The organism is Mesorhizobium sp. M0816 (assembly GCF_040320005.1).
Lineage (GTDB): Bacteria > Pseudomonadota > Alphaproteobacteria > Rhizobiales > Rhizobiaceae > Mesorhizobium.
The window spans coordinates 58,478-75,069 of sequence record NZ_JAMYOT010000014.1 but is presented as its reverse complement, the minus strand read 5'-3'; the positions used below and the strand labels follow the sequence as shown (position 1 = coordinate 75,069).

The 16,592-nt window shown below is 60.6% G+C and carries 19 protein-coding genes; 2 read left to right on the top strand and 17 right to left on the bottom strand.

What is annotated here, in order from left to right; translation table 11 throughout:
• Window positions 1-46 precede the first annotated feature (46 nt).
• Entirely contained in the window at window positions 47-217 is a 171-nt protein-coding gene (locus NKI17_RS21845; protein ID WP_023676480.1) for a hypothetical protein, read from the bottom strand.
• Window positions 218-371: 154 nt separating this feature from the next.
• Between NKI17_RS21845 and NKI17_RS21840 the strand changes: the two genes are divergently transcribed.
• Entirely contained in the window at window positions 372-803 is a 432-nt protein-coding gene (locus tag NKI17_RS21840; RefSeq protein WP_023676479.1) for a TerB family tellurite resistance protein, read from the top strand.
• Window positions 804-943: 140 nt separating this feature from the next.
• On the opposite strand, the gene NKI17_RS21835 is transcribed toward NKI17_RS21840, so the two are convergent.
• From NKI17_RS21835 to NKI17_RS21780, 12 genes are all read right to left on the bottom strand, one after another.
• Complete coding sequence (locus tag NKI17_RS21835; RefSeq protein ID WP_352692712.1) at window positions 944-1,273, bottom strand: immunity 53 family protein; 330 nt, start codon at window positions 1,271-1,273, stop codon at window positions 944-946.
• 190 nt (window positions 1,274-1,463) lie between these two features.
• On the bottom strand, window positions 1,464-1,889 hold the full coding sequence (locus NKI17_RS21830) for a hypothetical protein (RefSeq protein ID WP_352692711.1): 426 nt from the start codon (window positions 1,887-1,889) through the stop codon (window positions 1,464-1,466).
• 145 nt (window positions 1,890-2,034) lie between these two features.
• A complete protein-coding gene (locus tag NKI17_RS21825) occupies window positions 2,035-2,235 on the bottom strand; it encodes a DUF4926 domain-containing protein (protein ID WP_023676476.1) in 201 nt (66 codons plus the stop codon).
• A gap of 140 nt (window positions 2,236-2,375) precedes the next feature.
• Window positions 2,376-2,567, bottom strand: a complete 192-nt coding sequence (locus NKI17_RS21820; protein ID WP_023676475.1) for a hypothetical protein — start codon at window positions 2,565-2,567, stop codon at window positions 2,376-2,378.
• A gap of 139 nt (window positions 2,568-2,706) precedes the next feature.
• Window positions 2,707-3,027 (bottom strand): hypothetical protein, encoded by a 321-nt coding sequence (locus NKI17_RS21815; protein ID WP_352855010.1) that lies wholly within the window; start codon window positions 3,025-3,027, stop codon window positions 2,707-2,709.
• Window positions 3,028-3,056: 29 nt separating this feature from the next.
• Window positions 3,057-3,329 carry a hypothetical protein gene (locus NKI17_RS21810; RefSeq protein WP_352855009.1) on the bottom strand — a complete coding sequence of 91 codons (273 nt, stop codon included), beginning with the start codon at window positions 3,327-3,329 and terminating at the stop codon, window positions 3,057-3,059.
• A gap of 292 nt (window positions 3,330-3,621) precedes the next feature.
• A complete protein-coding gene (locus NKI17_RS21805; RefSeq protein WP_023676473.1) occupies window positions 3,622-4,086 on the bottom strand; it encodes an Imm26 family immunity protein in 465 nt (154 codons plus the stop codon).
• 449 nt (window positions 4,087-4,535) lie between these two features.
• On the bottom strand, window positions 4,536-6,158 hold the full coding sequence (locus NKI17_RS21800; RefSeq protein ID WP_352906794.1) for an ABC transporter ATP-binding protein: 1,623 nt from the start codon (window positions 6,156-6,158) through the stop codon (window positions 4,536-4,538).
• Entirely contained in the window at window positions 6,155-7,024 is an 870-nt protein-coding gene (locus tag NKI17_RS21795) for an ABC transporter permease (protein WP_352906793.1), read from the bottom strand. The genes NKI17_RS21800 and NKI17_RS21795 overlap by 4 nt, the downstream gene beginning before the upstream one ends.
• Complete coding sequence (locus tag NKI17_RS21790) at window positions 7,021-7,968, bottom strand: ABC transporter permease (protein WP_352906792.1); 948 nt, start codon at window positions 7,966-7,968, stop codon at window positions 7,021-7,023. The genes NKI17_RS21795 and NKI17_RS21790 overlap by 4 nt, the downstream gene beginning before the upstream one ends.
• A 236-nt stretch (window positions 7,969-8,204) precedes the next feature.
• Window positions 8,205-9,683: an ABC transporter substrate-binding protein gene (locus NKI17_RS21785; protein ID WP_352906791.1), complete on the bottom strand. Its 1,479-nt coding sequence runs from the start codon at window positions 9,681-9,683 to the stop codon at window positions 8,205-8,207.
• A gap of 131 nt (window positions 9,684-9,814) precedes the next feature.
• Window positions 9,815-11,104 (bottom strand): acetylornithine deacetylase/succinyl-diaminopimelate desuccinylase family protein, encoded by a 1,290-nt coding sequence (locus NKI17_RS21780; protein WP_352906790.1) that lies wholly within the window; start codon window positions 11,102-11,104, stop codon window positions 9,815-9,817.
• Between the two features lie 222 nt (window positions 11,105-11,326).
• On the opposite strand from NKI17_RS21780, the gene NKI17_RS21775 reads away from it, so the two are divergent.
• Entirely contained in the window at window positions 11,327-11,755 is a 429-nt protein-coding gene (locus NKI17_RS21775) for a L,D-transpeptidase (protein WP_352906807.1), read from the top strand.
• 143 nt (window positions 11,756-11,898) lie between these two features.
• On the opposite strand, the gene NKI17_RS21770 is transcribed toward NKI17_RS21775, so the two are convergent.
• From NKI17_RS21770 to NKI17_RS21755, 4 genes are all read right to left on the bottom strand, one after another.
• A complete protein-coding gene (locus NKI17_RS21770) occupies window positions 11,899-12,891 on the bottom strand; it encodes a lipid A biosynthesis lauroyl acyltransferase (RefSeq protein ID WP_352906789.1) in 993 nt (330 codons plus the stop codon).
• Between the two features lies 1 nt (window position 12,892).
• Window positions 12,893-13,921 (bottom strand): zinc-binding dehydrogenase, encoded by a 1,029-nt coding sequence (locus tag NKI17_RS21765; RefSeq protein WP_352906788.1) that lies wholly within the window; start codon window positions 13,919-13,921, stop codon window positions 12,893-12,895.
• An 83-nt stretch (window positions 13,922-14,004) separates the two neighbouring features.
• Entirely contained in the window at window positions 14,005-15,294 is a 1,290-nt protein-coding gene (locus NKI17_RS21760; protein WP_352704555.1) for a beta-ketoacyl-ACP synthase, read from the bottom strand.
• Window positions 15,295-15,369: 75 nt separating this feature from the next.
• A complete protein-coding gene (locus NKI17_RS21755) occupies window positions 15,370-16,557 on the bottom strand; it encodes a beta-ketoacyl-ACP synthase (RefSeq protein WP_352618470.1) in 1,188 nt (395 codons plus the stop codon).
• Window positions 16,558-16,592 lie beyond the last annotated feature (35 nt).

Genomic DNA, 16,592 nt, shown 5'->3' with positions numbered 1-16,592 from the left:
GCCGGGCGCTCCGAGTTGCCTGAGATTCGGAGTTGTCTGGACGTGTTTAAGCCCCGCGCATCAGGCAGCCGGCGGCCAGCACGATGTAGGCGATGACGACAATCCACGCGGCATTCAAAGGGATAAACGCAAGAACGCCAAGCGCGGCGAGAACGCCGATGATGGCGATGACAAGGGATATAATGAAAATAAGCTGGGTAGGCGCACTGAGATTCATGTTCGGTCCCTCCTCAACATGATTCGTACAGCGGCATAGTATCAGGCGCGCGGTCACACACCAATGAGCGCACGCAGGCGGCTTTTCCACCATTCGCACCCCGTTTGCGCAAATCCGATTCCGCGCTACCTTCCGAACGAATCGGAAGGGGCTGATGGCGATGGGATTGCTGGACCAGATACGCTCGATCTTCGACGGCGATCCTGGCGTGCGCAAGGTCGCGGACGATCCGGTGCTGTCGGCGGAGCTGCTCATGCTGTTCCGTATGATCCTCGCCGACGGGTCGGTCAGCGAAAGCGAAATGACCGCCTTCAGGCGTATCTGCCGGGACGCCTTCGGCATTCCCGAAACCAGCATCGACAGCGTCATCGAATATCTCAACGAATTCGGCTACGAGACCAACGGCTCGCAGGCCGTCGCGCAGTTCCGCGACCTCGACGTCGAACGGCGCAAGCTGCTCGCCCGCCACATGGCCGAAATCGCCAAGGCCGATTCGCAACTCGCCGGGAGCGAAATGCAGCTGTTGCGCCGCACTCTCGACCTGCTCGACATCAGCCCGGCCGATGTGGTGAAGCCGCAAGGCTGAGGCATCGGTTGACTGCTGACGTTCTGAACGTCATTTTGTCTGTCAGGATAACCTGTCACTGAAATTGCCGTGTCTCACTTACGGGGCGCAGTCCAGCACTGTCATCGCAATTCCCGTTTTGTACATCTGGCGAAAATTCTCTAGGTATCTAATTGCTCTGTTTCCCTTGGCGCATCCATCGCAAACTTCTTAAACTCTCCAATAATGCTCGATAAGTTCCTTGCCCCTCCGTGTCCCTTGAAGGTATCGTCCTTTACGGTCACATAAAACCAATCGATCTCGTCGTCATACTGAAAGCTTACGTCTGTAAAATTTCTTCCCTGGAGCTGCGTCCCGCGCAAATCTATTGAAACTTCCCATCCAGGATTGTCGATCGTATCAATTTTTACGCCGTATTGGTGTTCCCAATCGCCGTTGCACTGCCCTTGGTGCCACTCCTCCAACCACTCGAGCATCGATAGGTCGACCACTAGCCACTCCTGTTAGTCGGTTGGAACAGAAGGAGGTTATCGCCTCCTTTGTGGGATTTGGCTTTGCAGGGTCTCCGACGCACCGTTTCGCTGCCTTCTTAGCCATTCTAATGTCCGCCATTGTCGCCGGTCGAACCCTGGATTGGCAGCTTGCGCTGCCAACGGATTGGCAAATTTGTATACCTTGCTGCTATTGGTAGTATCCTTTTTGAAAGATTAGCACTGTCTCGACGGGCGCCATGGAATCTTCTTTTGCCAACGGGGCATAAATACTAACCCCTAGGCTAAGAGCGATTGCCCCATCAATTTCTTCTTCGATTTCTTGGCCCAATGAAATAAGTGCACGTTTCGCGATTTCAAACCCTGTTCCTAGAAATCGAACCCCATTCAGAGAAGGAGCGGCAGGACTCGTGAACTCGACCGCGTTCAATTTTCCTGATTTACTATAGTAACAAAATACCCCAATATTTTCGAAATAGTCGCAAGGAAACGTATCCCTGATAGATCGTTTGAATGTTCGAAAATTTGTCCCAAGACGCCGTCTAATCTGATTCGGGGACATTCCAAACTCTATTTCCCCGGCGCCTGTGAAAGGTATGATCTTGAACTCAGTCATCAAAAACCGTGCCCTACGGCTTCGTGCTCTTGACGAGCCGCCGGCTAATGGGTGTCACCGTAATTCGTAATGCGACCGTAGTGCGTAATTCCGGATCATGTCGTAATTCGGAGAGGAGATATGGAAAAGAGTGCGCTGTAATTCCTTACACAGCAATCAGTACGAACTGGTTTGGAAGTAAGGCTAATTGAGCGATGGTCTTCCCATTTTCGCTACTGAATTCAATCTCGTATGCCTCCTCGGGATAAGAATGCTCTTCAACAACGACTCCTAAAGCTCCGGCCTGAAGGGATTCTCCCAGCATATCACAAATCAATCTCACAACGTCGTTGATCTTTGGTTTCATAGCGGGACTCTACTTCACGAATAGTGTCATCAGCGACGGGACGTTTGAACCGGGGGCTAAAACTCCACCCGGTGCGAACCTCAACGGTGCCGGCCGGACCTGTAACAGTTACGTCCACCGTATATCGAGCTCCGTATTTATCAACAACCCGTCTGGCCGGAGGCATCGCGCACGCTGGTCGTGGTGTGGGTCAGCGTGCCCAGCGTGACGTCCCGGCGGGCGAGCTTGCCAAAGCCGTCATACTTGTTGCCTTGCGTTGCCCCAGGGTTGGTGGAGGTGAGCTGGCCGATGTTGTAGAAGCCGGACGCCGCTATGCGGGCAAGGCGGGCCATGTGGTCAATCTACGTGCAATGATAGCCGGGCGAACGCGATAAAAGTGCACCGAAATTGCGAAATTCTCTCCAGTTCCTGCCGCACAATAGCGGCCACTAAGTAATGACCCGCGTCATAACTAGGATCTGTGAATGGCAACTAACGACCTTGTGCACTGGCCCGATAATCCAACAACTCTTGCATTTCTACAATCTCTTCCCCGTATTGTCCCGTGACCTTAATGGTGTGGGTGTCAAGATCAACCAGACTCTTCAGGAACAAAATGGTGGGCCGCGCGTGCTCAATTGGAACTAAACCTAAAAGCCTTATCGCATAGAGCGAATTCGCATCCCCGCCTCCTTTTTGGGCCAAAGACATTTTCAATTCTTCCTGCAATTTTTCAATATCGTCGTAAATGCCAACATAAGAGTCCGTAAGCGATCGAGTTACTTGATCAAAATCTTTCGTTCTCTCGTCCAATTACAATGGAGTCGCAAGATTCTTATCAATCAATCTCGTCCATATAAAAGGTAAAGTGCACCAGTATCCTCATTAAATTCTTCATATTTCGTATTCCAGTCTATGAACTCCTTCGCAATTTGCGAGGTTACGCGTGATATACATTTCTCCTCAACTGCTCGCCAAGTGAACGGCCAATTATCGGCAAAGATTCCATTTGAACAGTTCAGTATCTCAGGAGTTGATGGCACAGTACAGGCCGATCCTCCGAAAACCAAAATTGCAACAAATCCGGCAATTTTCAATGCTATTTTAAAATGCATGATGGCAACTCCTCACGGACCAATTGGGAAATCATTTACCTGTAAACTCGCACTACCCACCTTATTCGGGCCGATTACATTCATAAGCGAGTTATAGTCTTTATTGTTCTCCACCAAACAACCCAGTGACCTCCCTCCTTCACCAGTCGTGGGGCTCCTCCCCGGATGAATAGTCCGCCCGATGCAAATTAGCCGCTGACGCCGCCAAAAAAGTTCCGCGCGGCATTGACGAGAGGCCGGCTAGTGGGAGTCACCGTAATTCGTAATTCACATCGTTACCGTCATTCCTTGATCAATGGGGTTTCAGCTGCTCGATCAGAATCAATTCGACGGCTTGATATCCGTGTAAACCGTCCTGCTCCAAATCGCCCGCCGAAGCTACGCTAGTTTGGCTCTCTAGCTTCGATGGATCAGACTCTGAGTATTTTCGAATAAGAATTCGGTTGGAAAGGCTTTCTTTGTGAACGAAGGTTGGCATAGGCCATTTGTCTTCTGCCCAGCTCTTCATTTGACCAATAATTGGCCAAGTTCCATTTATTAAACCGAGATCGCCACACCGTAGGCACCTGACTGCATTATCTGGACTAAGGTCATTTAATTCATCCGCCTTTGGCAATTCCAGACGCATTGGTCCAAATAGATATGCTAGAATAATCTTTCCCATTGGGGCCATATGAGCTACCAAGCCAAGCCCATAGCCACCTGATCTCAACGGAATGGCAAATAGGGTGCCTTCCTTGTAGGGGAGTTTTCTCACTTTAAGTTTCCCTTTACTACAGATGCCGGCGTGATGCGGAAGGCGCGAGTGGTGATTAGTTACGGCTTTGTTGGAGCGCCAAGCTCTCGTGTGTTTGGGGGCTATCCGTTGCTGTCAGTCGTTTTGCTTAGCTTAAGCGCGACGATGCGGAGAATACGCGGCAGGACAAAGCCGAACGGGCGAGGCAGAAAACATACATTAATACCGTAATTTCCAAACCTAAGTTCGCTAAATCTCCTTCGCGCGCAAAGGGACGATCAGGTCCGGGTTGCGCGATCGGCGATCGGCCCAATGGCCCCATATTTTTTCTACTTTCATAGGCTGGCCACAAACAGTCGTCTCCACCACGTCGCCAACCACCGGAGCCTCCTCGTAGGGCGAGCCACCGGTCTCGCCCCCGTCCTTCGGACCCCACAGTGGGAGAACGGAAGGCCCGTGCCCCTTGCGGCTCACCCCTGTTCCTGCAGCCTTTTTGCGATCGCCCGGTGCAGGTCCGGAGCGGCAGTGACCAGCGCCTTGGCGGCATCGGATTGCGGGTGGTCGAGCACTTCGCTCGTCCTGCCGCGCTCGACGATCTTGCCGTCATGCATGACCAGCACCTCGTCGGTGATGGCGCGGGCGACGGTCAGATCATGGGTGATGAAGAGGTAGGCGATGCCGAGCTTCTGGTTGAGCTCGGCGAACAAATCGAGGATCTGGGCGCGGATCGAGACGTCGAGCGCCGAGACCGGCTCGTCGGCGACCACCAGCTTCGGCCGGGTGATGATGGCGCGGGCGATCGACAGCCGCTGGCGCTGGCCACCCGAAAACTCATGCGGATACTTGTCCATGTCGCCTGGTGAGAGGCCGACCTCGTGCAGCGCATACGCCACCATCTCGCGCCGCGCGGCGGGCGCCGGCTTCTTCTCCAGCACATGCAGCGGCTCGGCCACCAATCTCTCGACCTTCTGGCGTGGGTCGAACGAGCCGTACGGGTCCTGGAACACGACCTGCATGTCGCGCCGTGCCGGCTTCAGCTCCGCCTCGCTCTTGCCGGTGAGGATATCGCCGCGGAAGCGGATGGTTCCCGATGTCGGCTTGTCGAGTGCCAGGACCATGCGGGCAAGCGTCGACTTGCCGCAGCCGGAACGGCCGACGAGCGCCACCGACCGGCCGGGCGCCATCGAGAAGGAGACATCGTCGACGGCGCGGATGGCAGCCGCGCGTTTAAACAGGGATATGCGCCGTCCCGGATAATCCCGCGTTACGCTCTCTACCTGAAGCAGCGGTTTGGCCGATCCGCTGTCGTGTGTGCGGGCTCGCGCCGGCACATGCATCGAGGCCTGCGCCAGCTGGCGCGTATAGGGATGAAGCTGTCCGGACAGAATGCGCGCCGTGTCGCCGGCCTCCATCACCTCGCCATGGCGCAGGATGGTGATGCGATCCGCCATCTCGGTCACCACGGCGAGGTCATGCGAGATAAGCAGCAGCCCCATGCGGTTTTCCGCAACAAGGTCGCGCAAAAGGTCGAGGATCTGCGCCTGCAGCACCACGTCGAGCGCGGTCGTCGGTTCGTCGGCGATCAGCAGCTTGGGCTTCAGCGCACAGGCGATGGCGATGACGACGCGCTGGCGCTGGCCTCCGGACAGCTCATGCGGATAACGCGACAGCGGGAACTGCGCCGCCGGCAAGCCGACCCGGTCGAGCATTTTTCGCGCCCGTTGCTCGGCGTCCGCGCGGCTCGCCCTGGTGTGCCAGCGAATACCTTCGGCAACCTGCTCGCCAATGGTCTTGACCGGGTTGAGCGCCGTCATCGGCTCCTGGAACACCATGCCGATGTCGTCGCCGCGCAGCGCGCACATCTGATCCTCGCTCGCCGCCAGAATATCGATGCCGTCGAAGGTAACGCGTCCGGTGGCGCGTGCCGCCCAGGGCAAGAGCTGCATCACGGTGAGCGCCGTCATCGACTTGCCGGAGCCGGATTCGCCGACCAGCCCCATGACTTCGCCGGGCGCGACGGACAGCTCGATGTCCCTGAGGATGGGCGTGCCGCCGATGGTCAGCGACAGCTTCTCGATTTCGAGCAGGCTCATCGCTGCCGCCGCGATTTCGGATCGAGAATGTCGGCAATGCCGTCACCAAGCAGGTTCAAGCCAAGCACGGTGACGACGATCGCCATGCCGGGAAAGATCGCCATCCATGGCGCCACCACCATGCGGGTCTGGGCGTCGAACAGCATGCGGCCCCAACTCGGCATCGGTGGCTGCGTGCCCAGCCCGACATAGGAAAGCCCGGCTTCGGCCAGTATGCCCAGCGCGAACTGGATGGTGCCTTGCACCAGCAGCAGCGTGGCGATGTTGGGCAGCACATGTTCGATACTGATCAGCGTCCTGCTCTTGCCGGCGGCACGGGCGGCGAGGATGAATTCGCGCGGCCAGATCGCCAGGGCACCGGCCCGGGCGACGCGCGCGAACACCGGGATGTTGAAGATGCCGATGGCAATGATGGCGTTGAACGCGCCCGGCCCGAAGATGGCGGTGATCATGATTGCCGAAAGAAGCGCCGGAAAGGCGAAGACCAGGTCGTTCAGCCGCATCAGCACGTCATCGGCGATGCCGCCGCGCGCCGCGGCAAAGGCGCCGAGCGGCACGCCGATGCCCATGCCGATCCCGACCGCCACCAGCGCCACGGCAATCGAGTTGCGGGCGCCGACCATGATCATCGACAGGATGTCGCGACCGAAATGGTCGGTGCCGAACCAGTGCGCCAATGATGGCGCCTGGGTCTTGTCGGAAATGACCAGTCTGGTGACGTCGTAAGGTGTCCACAAGAAGGAGAGGATCGCGACCGCGGCCACCAGTGCGGTGATGACAAAGCCGGCAAGGAACGAACGGTTTTTGAACGCCTTGGCCAGGATGCTGGCAAGGTTCTCGTCGGGGATGTCGATGTGCAGCGTCATTGCCGGCCTCTCAGGCGCGGATCGACCACCGCATAGGAGAGATCGACGACGAAATTGACGACGATGACGGCTGCAACCAGCAGCATGACGACGCTCTCGACCACGATCAGGTCACGCTGGTTGATTGCCTGGAACACCAGCCGCCCGAGGCCGGGCAAGTAGAAGACGTTCTCGATGATGATGGTGCCGGCAAGCAGGAAGGCGAATTGCAGGCCTAGAATGGTGACCACCGGGATCAAGGCGTTGCGCAGCGCATGCCGCCACAAGACAAGACGATAGGGCAGGCCCTTGGCGCGGGCGGTGCGGATGTAGTCCTCGTTCAGCACTTCAATCAGCGCCGAGCGGGTGACCCGGGCGAGGATCGCCGCCTGCGGCAGAGCGAGGGCGACCGCCGGCAGAAGCAGCGATTTCAGTGCCGGCCAGACGCCGGCGCTCCAGCCGGGAAAGCCGCCGCCAGGCACCAGCCGCAGCCAGACGGCGAAAAGATAGATCAGCATCAGCGCAAACCAGAAGTTGGGCACGGCGACGCCAAGCTGGGCGGCACCCATCGCGATCGTGTCGCCGGCGCGGCCGCGCCGGCTGGCGGAAAACAACCCGACCGGAATTGCAATAACTGTGGACAGCGCCAGCGCCATCAGCGCCAGCGGCAGCGAGACGACGAGACGCTCACGGACCAGATCGATGACCGGCACCGAATAGGTGTAGGAACGGCCGAAATCGAGGCTCACCAAGCCGCCGGCCCAATGCAGGTAGCGCAGCACGACGGGAGCGTTGAGACCCATCTGGTTGCGCAGCAATTCGATCTGGTCGGCACTGGCGTTCAGGCCAAGCATCAGCCGCGCCGGGTCGCCGGGAATGATCTCCAGCACGGCAAAAACGACCATCGAGGCCAGAACCAGCGTGACGACGGCGATGACGAGGCGCTTGAGGAGATAGGCGGTCATGAGGGGACCGGTGCAAGCGCCGGGCGAAGCTTGCGTTCCCGCCCACCCCCCTCTGTCCTGCCGGACATCTCCCCCTCAAGGGGGGAGATTGGCAGTTTCCACGCCGGCACTGTCCTTGCAACGCTAGTGGTTAGCGAAAGCGGGGGTGAGGGCTCAATCTCCCCCCTTGAGGGGGAGATGTCCGGCAGGACAGAGGGGGGTGTGACGGAGTGCAACTTTCGCCTTTCTGTCAGCGATCAATCCGTCCACTTCACCTTGGTCAGGTCGTTGGCCTGGATCGGGGCGTTTTCCCATAGGCCCTGCAGTTTGGCGTCCCAGACGCCGACCTTCGGCAGCTCGTAGAGGAAGCCGACCACGGCGTCATCGGCCAGGACCTTCTGCGCCTCGCCGAGCAGCGTCGTGCGCTTGGCCTCGTCGGAGGTAAGGTTCAGCTCGTCGATGATCTTGTCGAAGGCCGGGTTGTCGTAGTTGAAGTAATAGTCCTTGCGCGAATAGATATCGATGTCGTTAGGCTCGGTGTGGGAAACGATGGTCAGGTCGTAATCCTTCTTGGTGAAGACCTGGTCCAGCCATTGCGCCCATTCGACCGGGATGATCTCGAGATCGATGCCGATTTCGCGAAGCTCGGAGGCGATGATCTCGCCACCAAGCCGCGCGTAGGAGGGCGGCGGCAGCTTCAGCGTCGCCTTGAAGCCATTCTCCAGGCCGGCTTCCTTCAGCAACTCCTTGGCTTTCTCCACATTGTGCGGGTAGAGGCCGGTGAGGTCGACATAGGCCTTGCTGGCCGGCGACATGTGCGAGCCGATCGGCACGCCGAGGCCGGCCGAGGCGCCGTCGATGATCGCCTTGCGATCGAGCGCAAAGGAAATCGCCTGCCTGACCTGCAGCTTGTCGAAGGGCGGCTTCTTGTTGTTGATCGACAGGATGGTTTCACCCTCGGTCGAGCCGATTACCACCTTGAAGCGCGGGTCGTCCTTGACCTGGGCGACGCTGTCGGGGTCGAAGAAGGGAAAGGCCTGAACGTCGCCGGAAAGCAGCGCCGGAACGGCGGCGGCGGCATCCGGAATGATGCGGAACTCGGCCTTGTCGAGGAACACCGGGGCGCCCCAGTAATTTTCCGACTTGACCAGCGTGATCGACGAGCCCTTGGCCCAGTTCTGGAACTTGAACGGGCCGGTGCCAACAGGCTTTTCCTTGTTGGTGTCGGCGGTCTCAGGCGCCACGATCACCGCATCGCCCCAGCCCATATTGTAGAGGAACGAGCCTTGCGGGTTCTTCAGCGTGACCTTCACCGTCGCGGGATCGACGACCTCGACCTTGCCGATGGCGGCGAACAGACCCTTTTGCGCGTTGACGGAATTGTCGGCGCGGGCACGGTCGAGCGAGAATTTCACGTCGTCGGCATTGAAGTCGCTGCCATCATGGAATTTCACGCCTGTATGCAGCTTGAAAGTGTAGACCTTTCCGTCGTCGGAAATGCTCCAGCTTTCGGCGAGATCGGGCAGCACCTCGCCGTTCGGGCCGATGCGGGTCAGGCCCTCGAAGACATTGGCATAGAGTACCTCGTCGATTGCCGCGGCGGCACCCGCGGTCGGGTCGAGATGCGGGGGTTCGAGCGTAATGCCGATGACCAGGTCGGTGCGCGCGGCCATCGCCGAGGTTCCGGCGGCCAACGCCAGCGCCGCGGCGGCCAGAATGGTTTTCCACAATTTCATCGTGCAACTCCCCATATGCTAAAACACGTGCTCAAAACCCGGCGGATAGAAGCGTGAATTCGCCGCCGAGTAAATTGCGTTTCGTACCGTCCGCCGACGCCGGGAGGAATGTTTTTCCGCCCATGGCCGGATCATAGCGGGCCGGCGCCCCTCAGCAGCACGTCGAGGCCGATCGCCATCACCTTTGCCGAGTCCAGCATGTCGGCAATGCCGACCCATTCGTCGGGCCGGTGGGCGAGATCGAGAATGCCCGGGCCATAGGCGATGCAGTCATAGATGTGGCCGATGCGGGCGATGTGCTTCTGGTCATAGGTGCCGGGCGAAATCACATAATCCGGCTCGCGGTCGAATATCTCCATGATGCCTTGCGCGACCGCCTTCACCACCGGTGCGTCGCGCTCGGTCATCAGCGGCAGCACTTCCATCAGATCGCGGATTTCGTAATCGAACTTTTTGCGCTCGCGCTTCAGCCGTTCCAGGATATCGGTCACCTCGCTCTTGACCGTAGCGAGATCCTCTTCGAGCAGAAAGCGGCGGTCGATGGTCAGCCGGCAGGAATCGGGCACGTTGGGCGAGGGCAGGCCGGGCCGGAAATCCTCCGTCTGGCCGCCATGGATCGAGTTGATGTTCATGGTCGAGCGCTTTGCGCCTTCGGGCACGACCGGCATGCGCGTCATCTTGCGGTCGAGCGCCGGAAACAGCTCATCCTCGAAGGCCCGCAGCACGGCGCCCATATGGCGCACTGCGTTGTCGCCGAGGAACGGCATCGAGCCGTGCGCGATCTCGCCCTTGGTCTCGATCTCCGCCCACCAGACGCCGCGATGGCCAAGGCAGATGCGATCCTTGTTGAGCGGCTCGGGAATGATGACGTGGTCGACCTTCGGCCTGGAGAAATAGCCGAGCTTGGCCAGATGCGCGACGCCGCCAAAGCCGCCGGACTCCTCGTCGACCGTGCCTGAAATCTCGATGGCGCCGGGAAAATCGGGAAAGACCTCCATGAAGGCTTCAGCGGCGATGATCGAGGCGGCAAGCCCGCCTTTCATGTCGCATGCGCCGCGGCCATAGACCTTGCCATCCCTGACGATGCCGGCGAACGGATCGAGGCTCCAGCCGTCGCCGGGCTCGACGACGTCGATGTGCGAATTGAAGTGCACGCAAGCACCCGGCGCCCGGCCATCGAAACGGGCGACGACGTTGACGCGCGGGTAACGGTCAGTGTCGCCGGGCGTGCCTTCGGCACGGATGAATTCGATCTCAAAACCACGCTTCTTCAGCCGCGCGCCGATATATTCGGCACATGGCCGATAGGCTTCGCCGGGCGGATTGATGGTCGGAAAGCGGATCAGATCCGCAGTCAGTGCAACCAGATCATCGGCTCGGTCATCGATAGCCTTGAGGAGCCGTTCGTTCGGTTCGTTCATTCGGCGAATTGAGCAGCGGATGAGGGGGTTTTGCAAGCCCGATGGCGAATTGCGAGTCGATTGCGTGTCGTTACGGCAACTATTGCGGGAAATCGTTCAAATTCGCTGCTTTGGATTGGTGAAATCGTCAGGGAGTAGGTGTTAGCTCGCTGGCTTGCCATCAAAACGCTGGAGAACAGCGTGACGGCAGGCAGGCAAGGGGCATCAAAGGGGTTTGATTGCATGAAAAACACTATTCTCATGGCAGCGGCATTGATGGCGATGCTGTTCGGTTCGTCGTTCGAGAGCCGGGCGGCCAGCCTGGTCGCGAACATCGATATTTCCTCGCAGACGATGACGGTAAGATACGGGCTTTCGTATTACCGGTGGAGCGTTTCCACCGCCCGCAAAGGCTACATCACGCCGCGCGGCAGCTATCGCCCACAGCGGACGGCCCGGATGTGGTATTCGCGCAAATACGACATGTCGCCGATGCCCTATTCGGTGTTCTTCCGCGGCGGCTATGCTATCCACGGCACCGGCGCGATCCGGCAATTGGGGCGCCCGGCATCGCATGGCTGTGTGCGCCTCCACCCCAGCAACGCCGCCGCGTTCTATTCGATGGTGCGCAAAGCCGGCTTCGGTAATACGCGGATCCTCGTGACGAATTAGGGCCTGCTCCTCGGCCCGCAATAAAAAACCCGCCGGAGCGGCGGGTTCGTCGGGGCCAAATGGCACCATACTGAAATTAGTAGCATAGCTGCCGGCACAAAGCAAGAACAAAATAGGGCCTGTGCCCAAAAAGATCGTTCCGCTCAGGCGGCTTTGTCGCGCACTGTCGCCGGCCGACGCTTTTTGCGGCCGCTGATCTCCCAGCGCTTGTGGAACCACATCCACTGGCCGGGGTCTTCTCGCACCCAGCGCTCGACCACGTCGTTGAGAAGCTGGGTGGTGGCGCGGACGTCGACACTGCCGCCGGCGGTGCGCGGCAAGGTGAGCTTGTCCTCGATCTCGAGCCGGAAACGGTTGTTCGGCAGGCGCACGCAGCGCGCCGGGTAGACATCGCAATCGTAGTGCCGCGCCAGGGTGCCGAGAACCCGGTTGCTCTCGCAGGGGCGGCCGAAGAATGTCGTCTCGAGCCCGCCCGTGAATTTCTGGTCGACCAGCACGCCGATATTGCCGCCTTTCTCCAGGATGGCCGCAAGCGCGAACGAGGCACCGGTCGAAGACGGCAGCAGCGATCCCATGCTCGAGCGGCGGGTCGAGAGGATGTAGTCGGCGAGGTAAGGGTTGTTGGGCGGGCGAAACAGCGCCGTGATGTTCATGCCGAAGGTCGCCGCCGCCACGGGCAGCAGCTCGAAATTGCCGAGATGCCCAGTGAAGACGATATGCGGCTTGTCCTCGCCGGCAATGCGCACGAAATGCTCCACGCCCTTGACCTCGACACGGCCCGGCTTCGTCGCGGTGGGATCGTAGTCGAACAAAGCATCGAGAAAGATGTATTCGGCGGCCAGGCGGGCCATGTTGCCCCACATGTCGGAAGCGACCGCCTCGATCTCGGCATCGCTTTTTTCCGGATAGGCCTTGCGCAGATTGTCGACGGCAACCTGATGGCGCGCCACCCAAGGGCCGATGCGGCGGGCGGCGCGGTCGGCGAAATTGAGCGCCCTGTCGGGCGGCAGCAGGCGCAGCGCGGAGATGATGATCATCGCGACGCGCGCGACCAGCCAGTAGTTGAACTGGCGAAGCCGCCTGCCATAGCGGAATCCCACGTCCCTGCGGATCTTCCTGAAGGCGTTGCCGATCATTTCAGCCGACGCGCAGGATGATCTTGCCGAAGACGTCGCGGCCTTCCATGCGCTTCAGCGCCGCATCGATGCCGTCGAAGCCAACCTCGGTGTCGATCACCGGCGCGACAAGACCCGCCGCCATCTTCTGCATGGCGTCGGCCATGTTTTCCATGCGGCAGCCGAACGAGCCTAGCAGCTTCAGCTGCTGCTGGAACAACTGCATCAAATTGATCTGCGTCGACACGCCGGAGGTCGAGCCGCAGGTGACCAGCCGACCGCCGCGTTTGAGGCACAGCATCGAGGCGGCAAATGTGTCGGCGCCGACATGCTCGAACACCACGTCGACGCCCTTCTTCTTGGTCAGCTTGCGCACGACGCCTTCGAAGCGGTCGTCGCGGTAATTGATGACGTGGTCGGCGCCGAGCCCCTTGGCCTTGTCGATCTTGTCGTTCGAGCCGACGGTGGTGATGACCGTGCAGCCCATCTTCTTGGCCAGCTGAATCGCGGCGGAGCCGATGCCGGAGCCGCCGGCATGGACCAGTATCGTCTCGCCGGGCTGCAGCCGGGCATTGTCGAACAGCATGTGCTCGACCGTGCCGAAGGTGACAGGCGCCACCGCCGCGCCGATTTCGCTCACGCCGGGCGGAGCCGGGACCAGAAGGCGCGCCGGCAGGTTGATCTTTTCCTGCGCAAAGCCGTCGAGATGGAAGCCGTGCACGCCCGAAACATGCTCGCAGAGATTGTCGCGGCCTTCGCGGCAGGCGCGGCAAAGACCGCAGGTGCGGGCGCCATAGATCGACACCAATTGCCCGGTCACAAGGCTGGAAACGCCTTGGCCGACCGCCTCGACCTCGCCCGAGGCCTCGGCGCCGACAACCAGCGGCAGCTTGCGCTTGGCGAAGGCCATGCCGCGCCAGCCCCAGACGTCGATATGGTTCAGCGCCACGGCCTTGATGCGCAGCGTCACCTCGCCGAGCAAAGGCGGCGGCGGCGGCGGCAGGTCCACCGTTTCAAGGCGGCGGTCCTCGATAAGTTGCAATGCGCGCATGCCAGATCCCAGGTTGCGCATGACCGAGAACCGTTTCGGAAGGGATCATGCGCACGACAACAGTGCTAGAGCGGAACGGTCGCTTAGACCGGTTCCCGCGCCATGACAAGGCAGGTGTTCTGGCCGCCAAAGCCGAAGGAGTTCGACAGGACGGTGCCGACCTCGGCATTGCGCTTGGTGTTCGGCACCACGTCGAGGACGATTGCCGGGTCGGGATTGTCGTAGTTGATGGTCGGCGGAATGACGCTTTCGCGCATCGTCATCAGCGAAAATGCGGCCTCGACGGCACCGGCAGCCGATAGGGTGTGGCCGATCATCGATTTGTTCGACGAGACCGGCATTGACGAGATCCGCTCGCCGAACACCGTCGACAGCGACAAATGCTCCATCTTGTCGTTTTCGGGCGTCGAGGTGCCATGGGCGTTGACATAATCGATCCCGTCCTCGCTCAAGCCGGCATCGGCAAGAGCGGCGCGCACCGCCGCGATCGCCGGCGAACCGTCCGGCTTGGAGCGGGTGCGATGGAAGTCGTCGGCCTTTTCGCCGCAGCCGCGCAATATGCCGAGAACGGTGGCGCCGCGGGCAAGTGCTGCCTCCAGCGATTCCAGCACAAGGGCGCCCGAGCCTTCGGCCAGCACGAAGCCGTCGCGGTCCTTGGAGAAGGGTTTTGAAGCCTTTTCGGGGATGTCGTTATGTGTGGAGAGCGCGGACAGAAGCGAGAAGCGGATCAGCGCCTCGGCGGTCGCCGAGCCGTCGGCGCCGATCGACAGCGCCCTGTCGCATTCGCCGCGGCGGATCGCCTCGACGCCGAGCTGGATCGCCGTGGCGCCCGAAGCGCAGGCTGTCGACAGCGTGATCGGCAGGCCGCGCGTGCCGAAACGGTCGGCAAGCCGGTCGGCAATCGAGCCGAACTGGGTGGTCTCGAAGATGTCGAGTTCCCTGAGGCCGCGCGCTACCCGCAGCAGCCTTTCGGCACCGGAATCGTGCCTGTCTGAATTATTGGGCTTGTCGGAATTGTAGAGCGAAAAGCGCTCGCTCCAATCGAGCTCGACCGGCGGCGAAGCGAGGAAAAGCGGTCCGCCGAAATCGCCGGCATCGAGGCCGGCCTCCGACATAGCTTCCTGGGCGGCGGTTTCGGCAAGCTCATAGGTGAGGAGACTGGCGCCCTTGGAGCTCGACGGCAGGAAATCGACCATGCCGGAGATGCGGGTGTTGAGATGATCGACCGGGAAGCGGGTGATCGGATGGATGCCGGATTTGCCTGACGTAAGTGCCGCCCAATTGTCGGCTTTGCCGACACCGAGCGACGTCACCACGCCGATGCCGGTGACGGCGACGATGGGCCTGCCCATGTGGTCGTTCAGATTGGCCATTTGTTGTCCAAAAACCTGTTTCTCTTGGAGCGTCGGATCGCCCGAAAACCGCGCCACACGTTTCGGTCCGATGCTCTAGGCGGCTTTGATCAGCGCCATGCCCTCGAATTGGTGATAGCCGATCGCCGTTGCAAGGACGGTCTTCGGGACACCGGCAAACGGTTTTTCGACTGTGGCGTCGAACACAGGGTAGGCGGCCTTGCGGTCGACAGCCAGTGCCGCCAGCGCCACGGCAAAGGGGAACTGCGCTTCCTTCATGTGGCCGGTCAGCGTCGAAAAGCCGCGTGCGGCGATCGCCGGATTGGCGTCGAGCGCCGATTTCTCGGCGGCGGTCGCGGCATGGGCGCCCGAAGCGCCGGAGATCGCCAGCAGTTCGCCATTCGGCAATGCGGCCTGCTTCAGCAGCGCGGCGATCTCGCCATCGAGTTCGCCCCGCCGGCGCCTGGCGCGGCCGGACAGGATCGGGCCGAGTTCCGCATAGATCTTCCGGCCACGGCTTTCCGCATGCTCGCGCTGCTCCAGGACGAGAAACGCGCCGCCGGATCCGGTCACCACGCCGCCGCCCTCGGCACCTTGCCTTTGCCAGACCGGCGTCCACGGACCGCGATGCAGGTAGCCGGCCAGTTCATAGCCGAGCAGCATGTCGGAGTGTTCGGTCTGGAAAGCGCCGCCGACCAGTATATGCGTCGACTGGCCGGAGCGGATGCGCGCGGCCGCCGTCTCGACAGCGGCAACGCCGGCACCTTCCTCGCCCATGAAGGTGCGCGACGATCCCGTCACCTTGTGGACGATCGAGATGTTGCCGGCGAGCAGGTTGGAGAGCTGTGCCAGAAACAGCGTCGGGCGCAATTCCGTGGTCAGCTTCTCGTTGAGCAGCACGTCGCGGTCATTGCGGCTTTCCGATGCCGCGAGAATGGCCGCGTCGACCGCCTCGTCGCGCTCGCCGCCGCCGGCGGCCACCACCATGTCCATGGTCGCGCAGAGTTCGTCATTGCCCTTGATGCCGGCATCGTCGAGCGCAAGGCCGGCCGCATAGGTGCCGAGCCTCTGCCAGGTCTCCATCTGCCGCTGGTCGCCACGCTTGGCGATCTGCAGGTTCCAGTCGATCTCCGGCAGCGGGTGGACCGTATAGGGCGAGAAGCGCGAGGCCTCCAGAACCGGTTCAAGGCGCGGCTGGACGAGCTTTTGCCAATGCGCATCCGGACCCTCGCCCAACGACGAGACAAGGCCGATGCCTGATATGACGACGTCGCGGGGGTTCATGGGCGGCTGTTGTGGGTGAGGGCGCGGCAAGCGCT

Bases quoted from the DNA above. Each gene is read 5' to 3' on its own strand.
- NKI17_RS21845 (WP_023676480.1), bottom strand. From the start codon at position 217: ATGAATCTCAGTGCGCCTACCCAGCTTATTTTCATTATATCCCTTGTC.
- NKI17_RS21840 (WP_023676479.1), top strand. From the start codon at position 372: ATGGCGATGGGATTGCTGGACCAGATACGCTCGATCTTCGACGGCGAT.
- NKI17_RS21830 (WP_352692711.1), bottom strand. From the start codon at position 1,889: ATGACTGAGTTCAAGATCATACCTTTCACAGGCGCCGGGGAAATAGAG.
- NKI17_RS21825 (WP_023676476.1), bottom strand. From the start codon at position 2,235: ATGAAACCAAAGATCAACGACGTTGTGAGATTGATTTGTGATATGCTG.
- NKI17_RS21820 (WP_023676475.1), bottom strand. From the start codon at position 2,567: ATGGCCCGCCTTGCCCGCATAGCGGCGTCCGGCTTCTACAACATCGGC.
- NKI17_RS21810 (WP_352855009.1), bottom strand. From the start codon at position 3,329: ATGCATTTTAAAATAGCATTGAAAATTGCCGGATTTGTTGCAATTTTG.
- NKI17_RS21800 (WP_352906794.1), bottom strand. From the start codon at position 6,158: ATGAGCCTGCTCGAAATCGAGAAGCTGTCGCTGACCATCGGCGGCACG.
- NKI17_RS21795 (WP_352906793.1), bottom strand. From the start codon at position 7,024: ATGACGCTGCACATCGACATCCCCGACGAGAACCTTGCCAGCATCCTG.
- NKI17_RS21790 (WP_352906792.1), bottom strand. From the start codon at position 7,968: ATGACCGCCTATCTCCTCAAGCGCCTCGTCATCGCCGTCGTCACGCTG.
- NKI17_RS21785 (WP_352906791.1), bottom strand. From the start codon at position 9,683: ATGAAATTGTGGAAAACCATTCTGGCCGCCGCGGCGCTGGCGTTGGCC.
- NKI17_RS21780 (WP_352906790.1), bottom strand. From the start codon at position 11,104: ATGAACGAACCGAACGAACGGCTCCTCAAGGCTATCGATGACCGAGCC.
- NKI17_RS21775 (WP_352906807.1), top strand. From the start codon at position 11,327: ATGAAAAACACTATTCTCATGGCAGCGGCATTGATGGCGATGCTGTTC.
- NKI17_RS21770 (WP_352906789.1), bottom strand. From the start codon at position 12,891: ATGATCGGCAACGCCTTCAGGAAGATCCGCAGGGACGTGGGATTCCGC.
- NKI17_RS21765 (WP_352906788.1), bottom strand. From the start codon at position 13,921: ATGCGCGCATTGCAACTTATCGAGGACCGCCGCCTTGAAACGGTGGAC.
- NKI17_RS21760 (WP_352704555.1), bottom strand. From the start codon at position 15,294: ATGGCCAATCTGAACGACCACATGGGCAGGCCCATCGTCGCCGTCACC.
- NKI17_RS21755 (WP_352618470.1), bottom strand. From the start codon at position 16,557: ATGAACCCCCGCGACGTCGTCATATCAGGCATCGGCCTTGTCTCGTCG.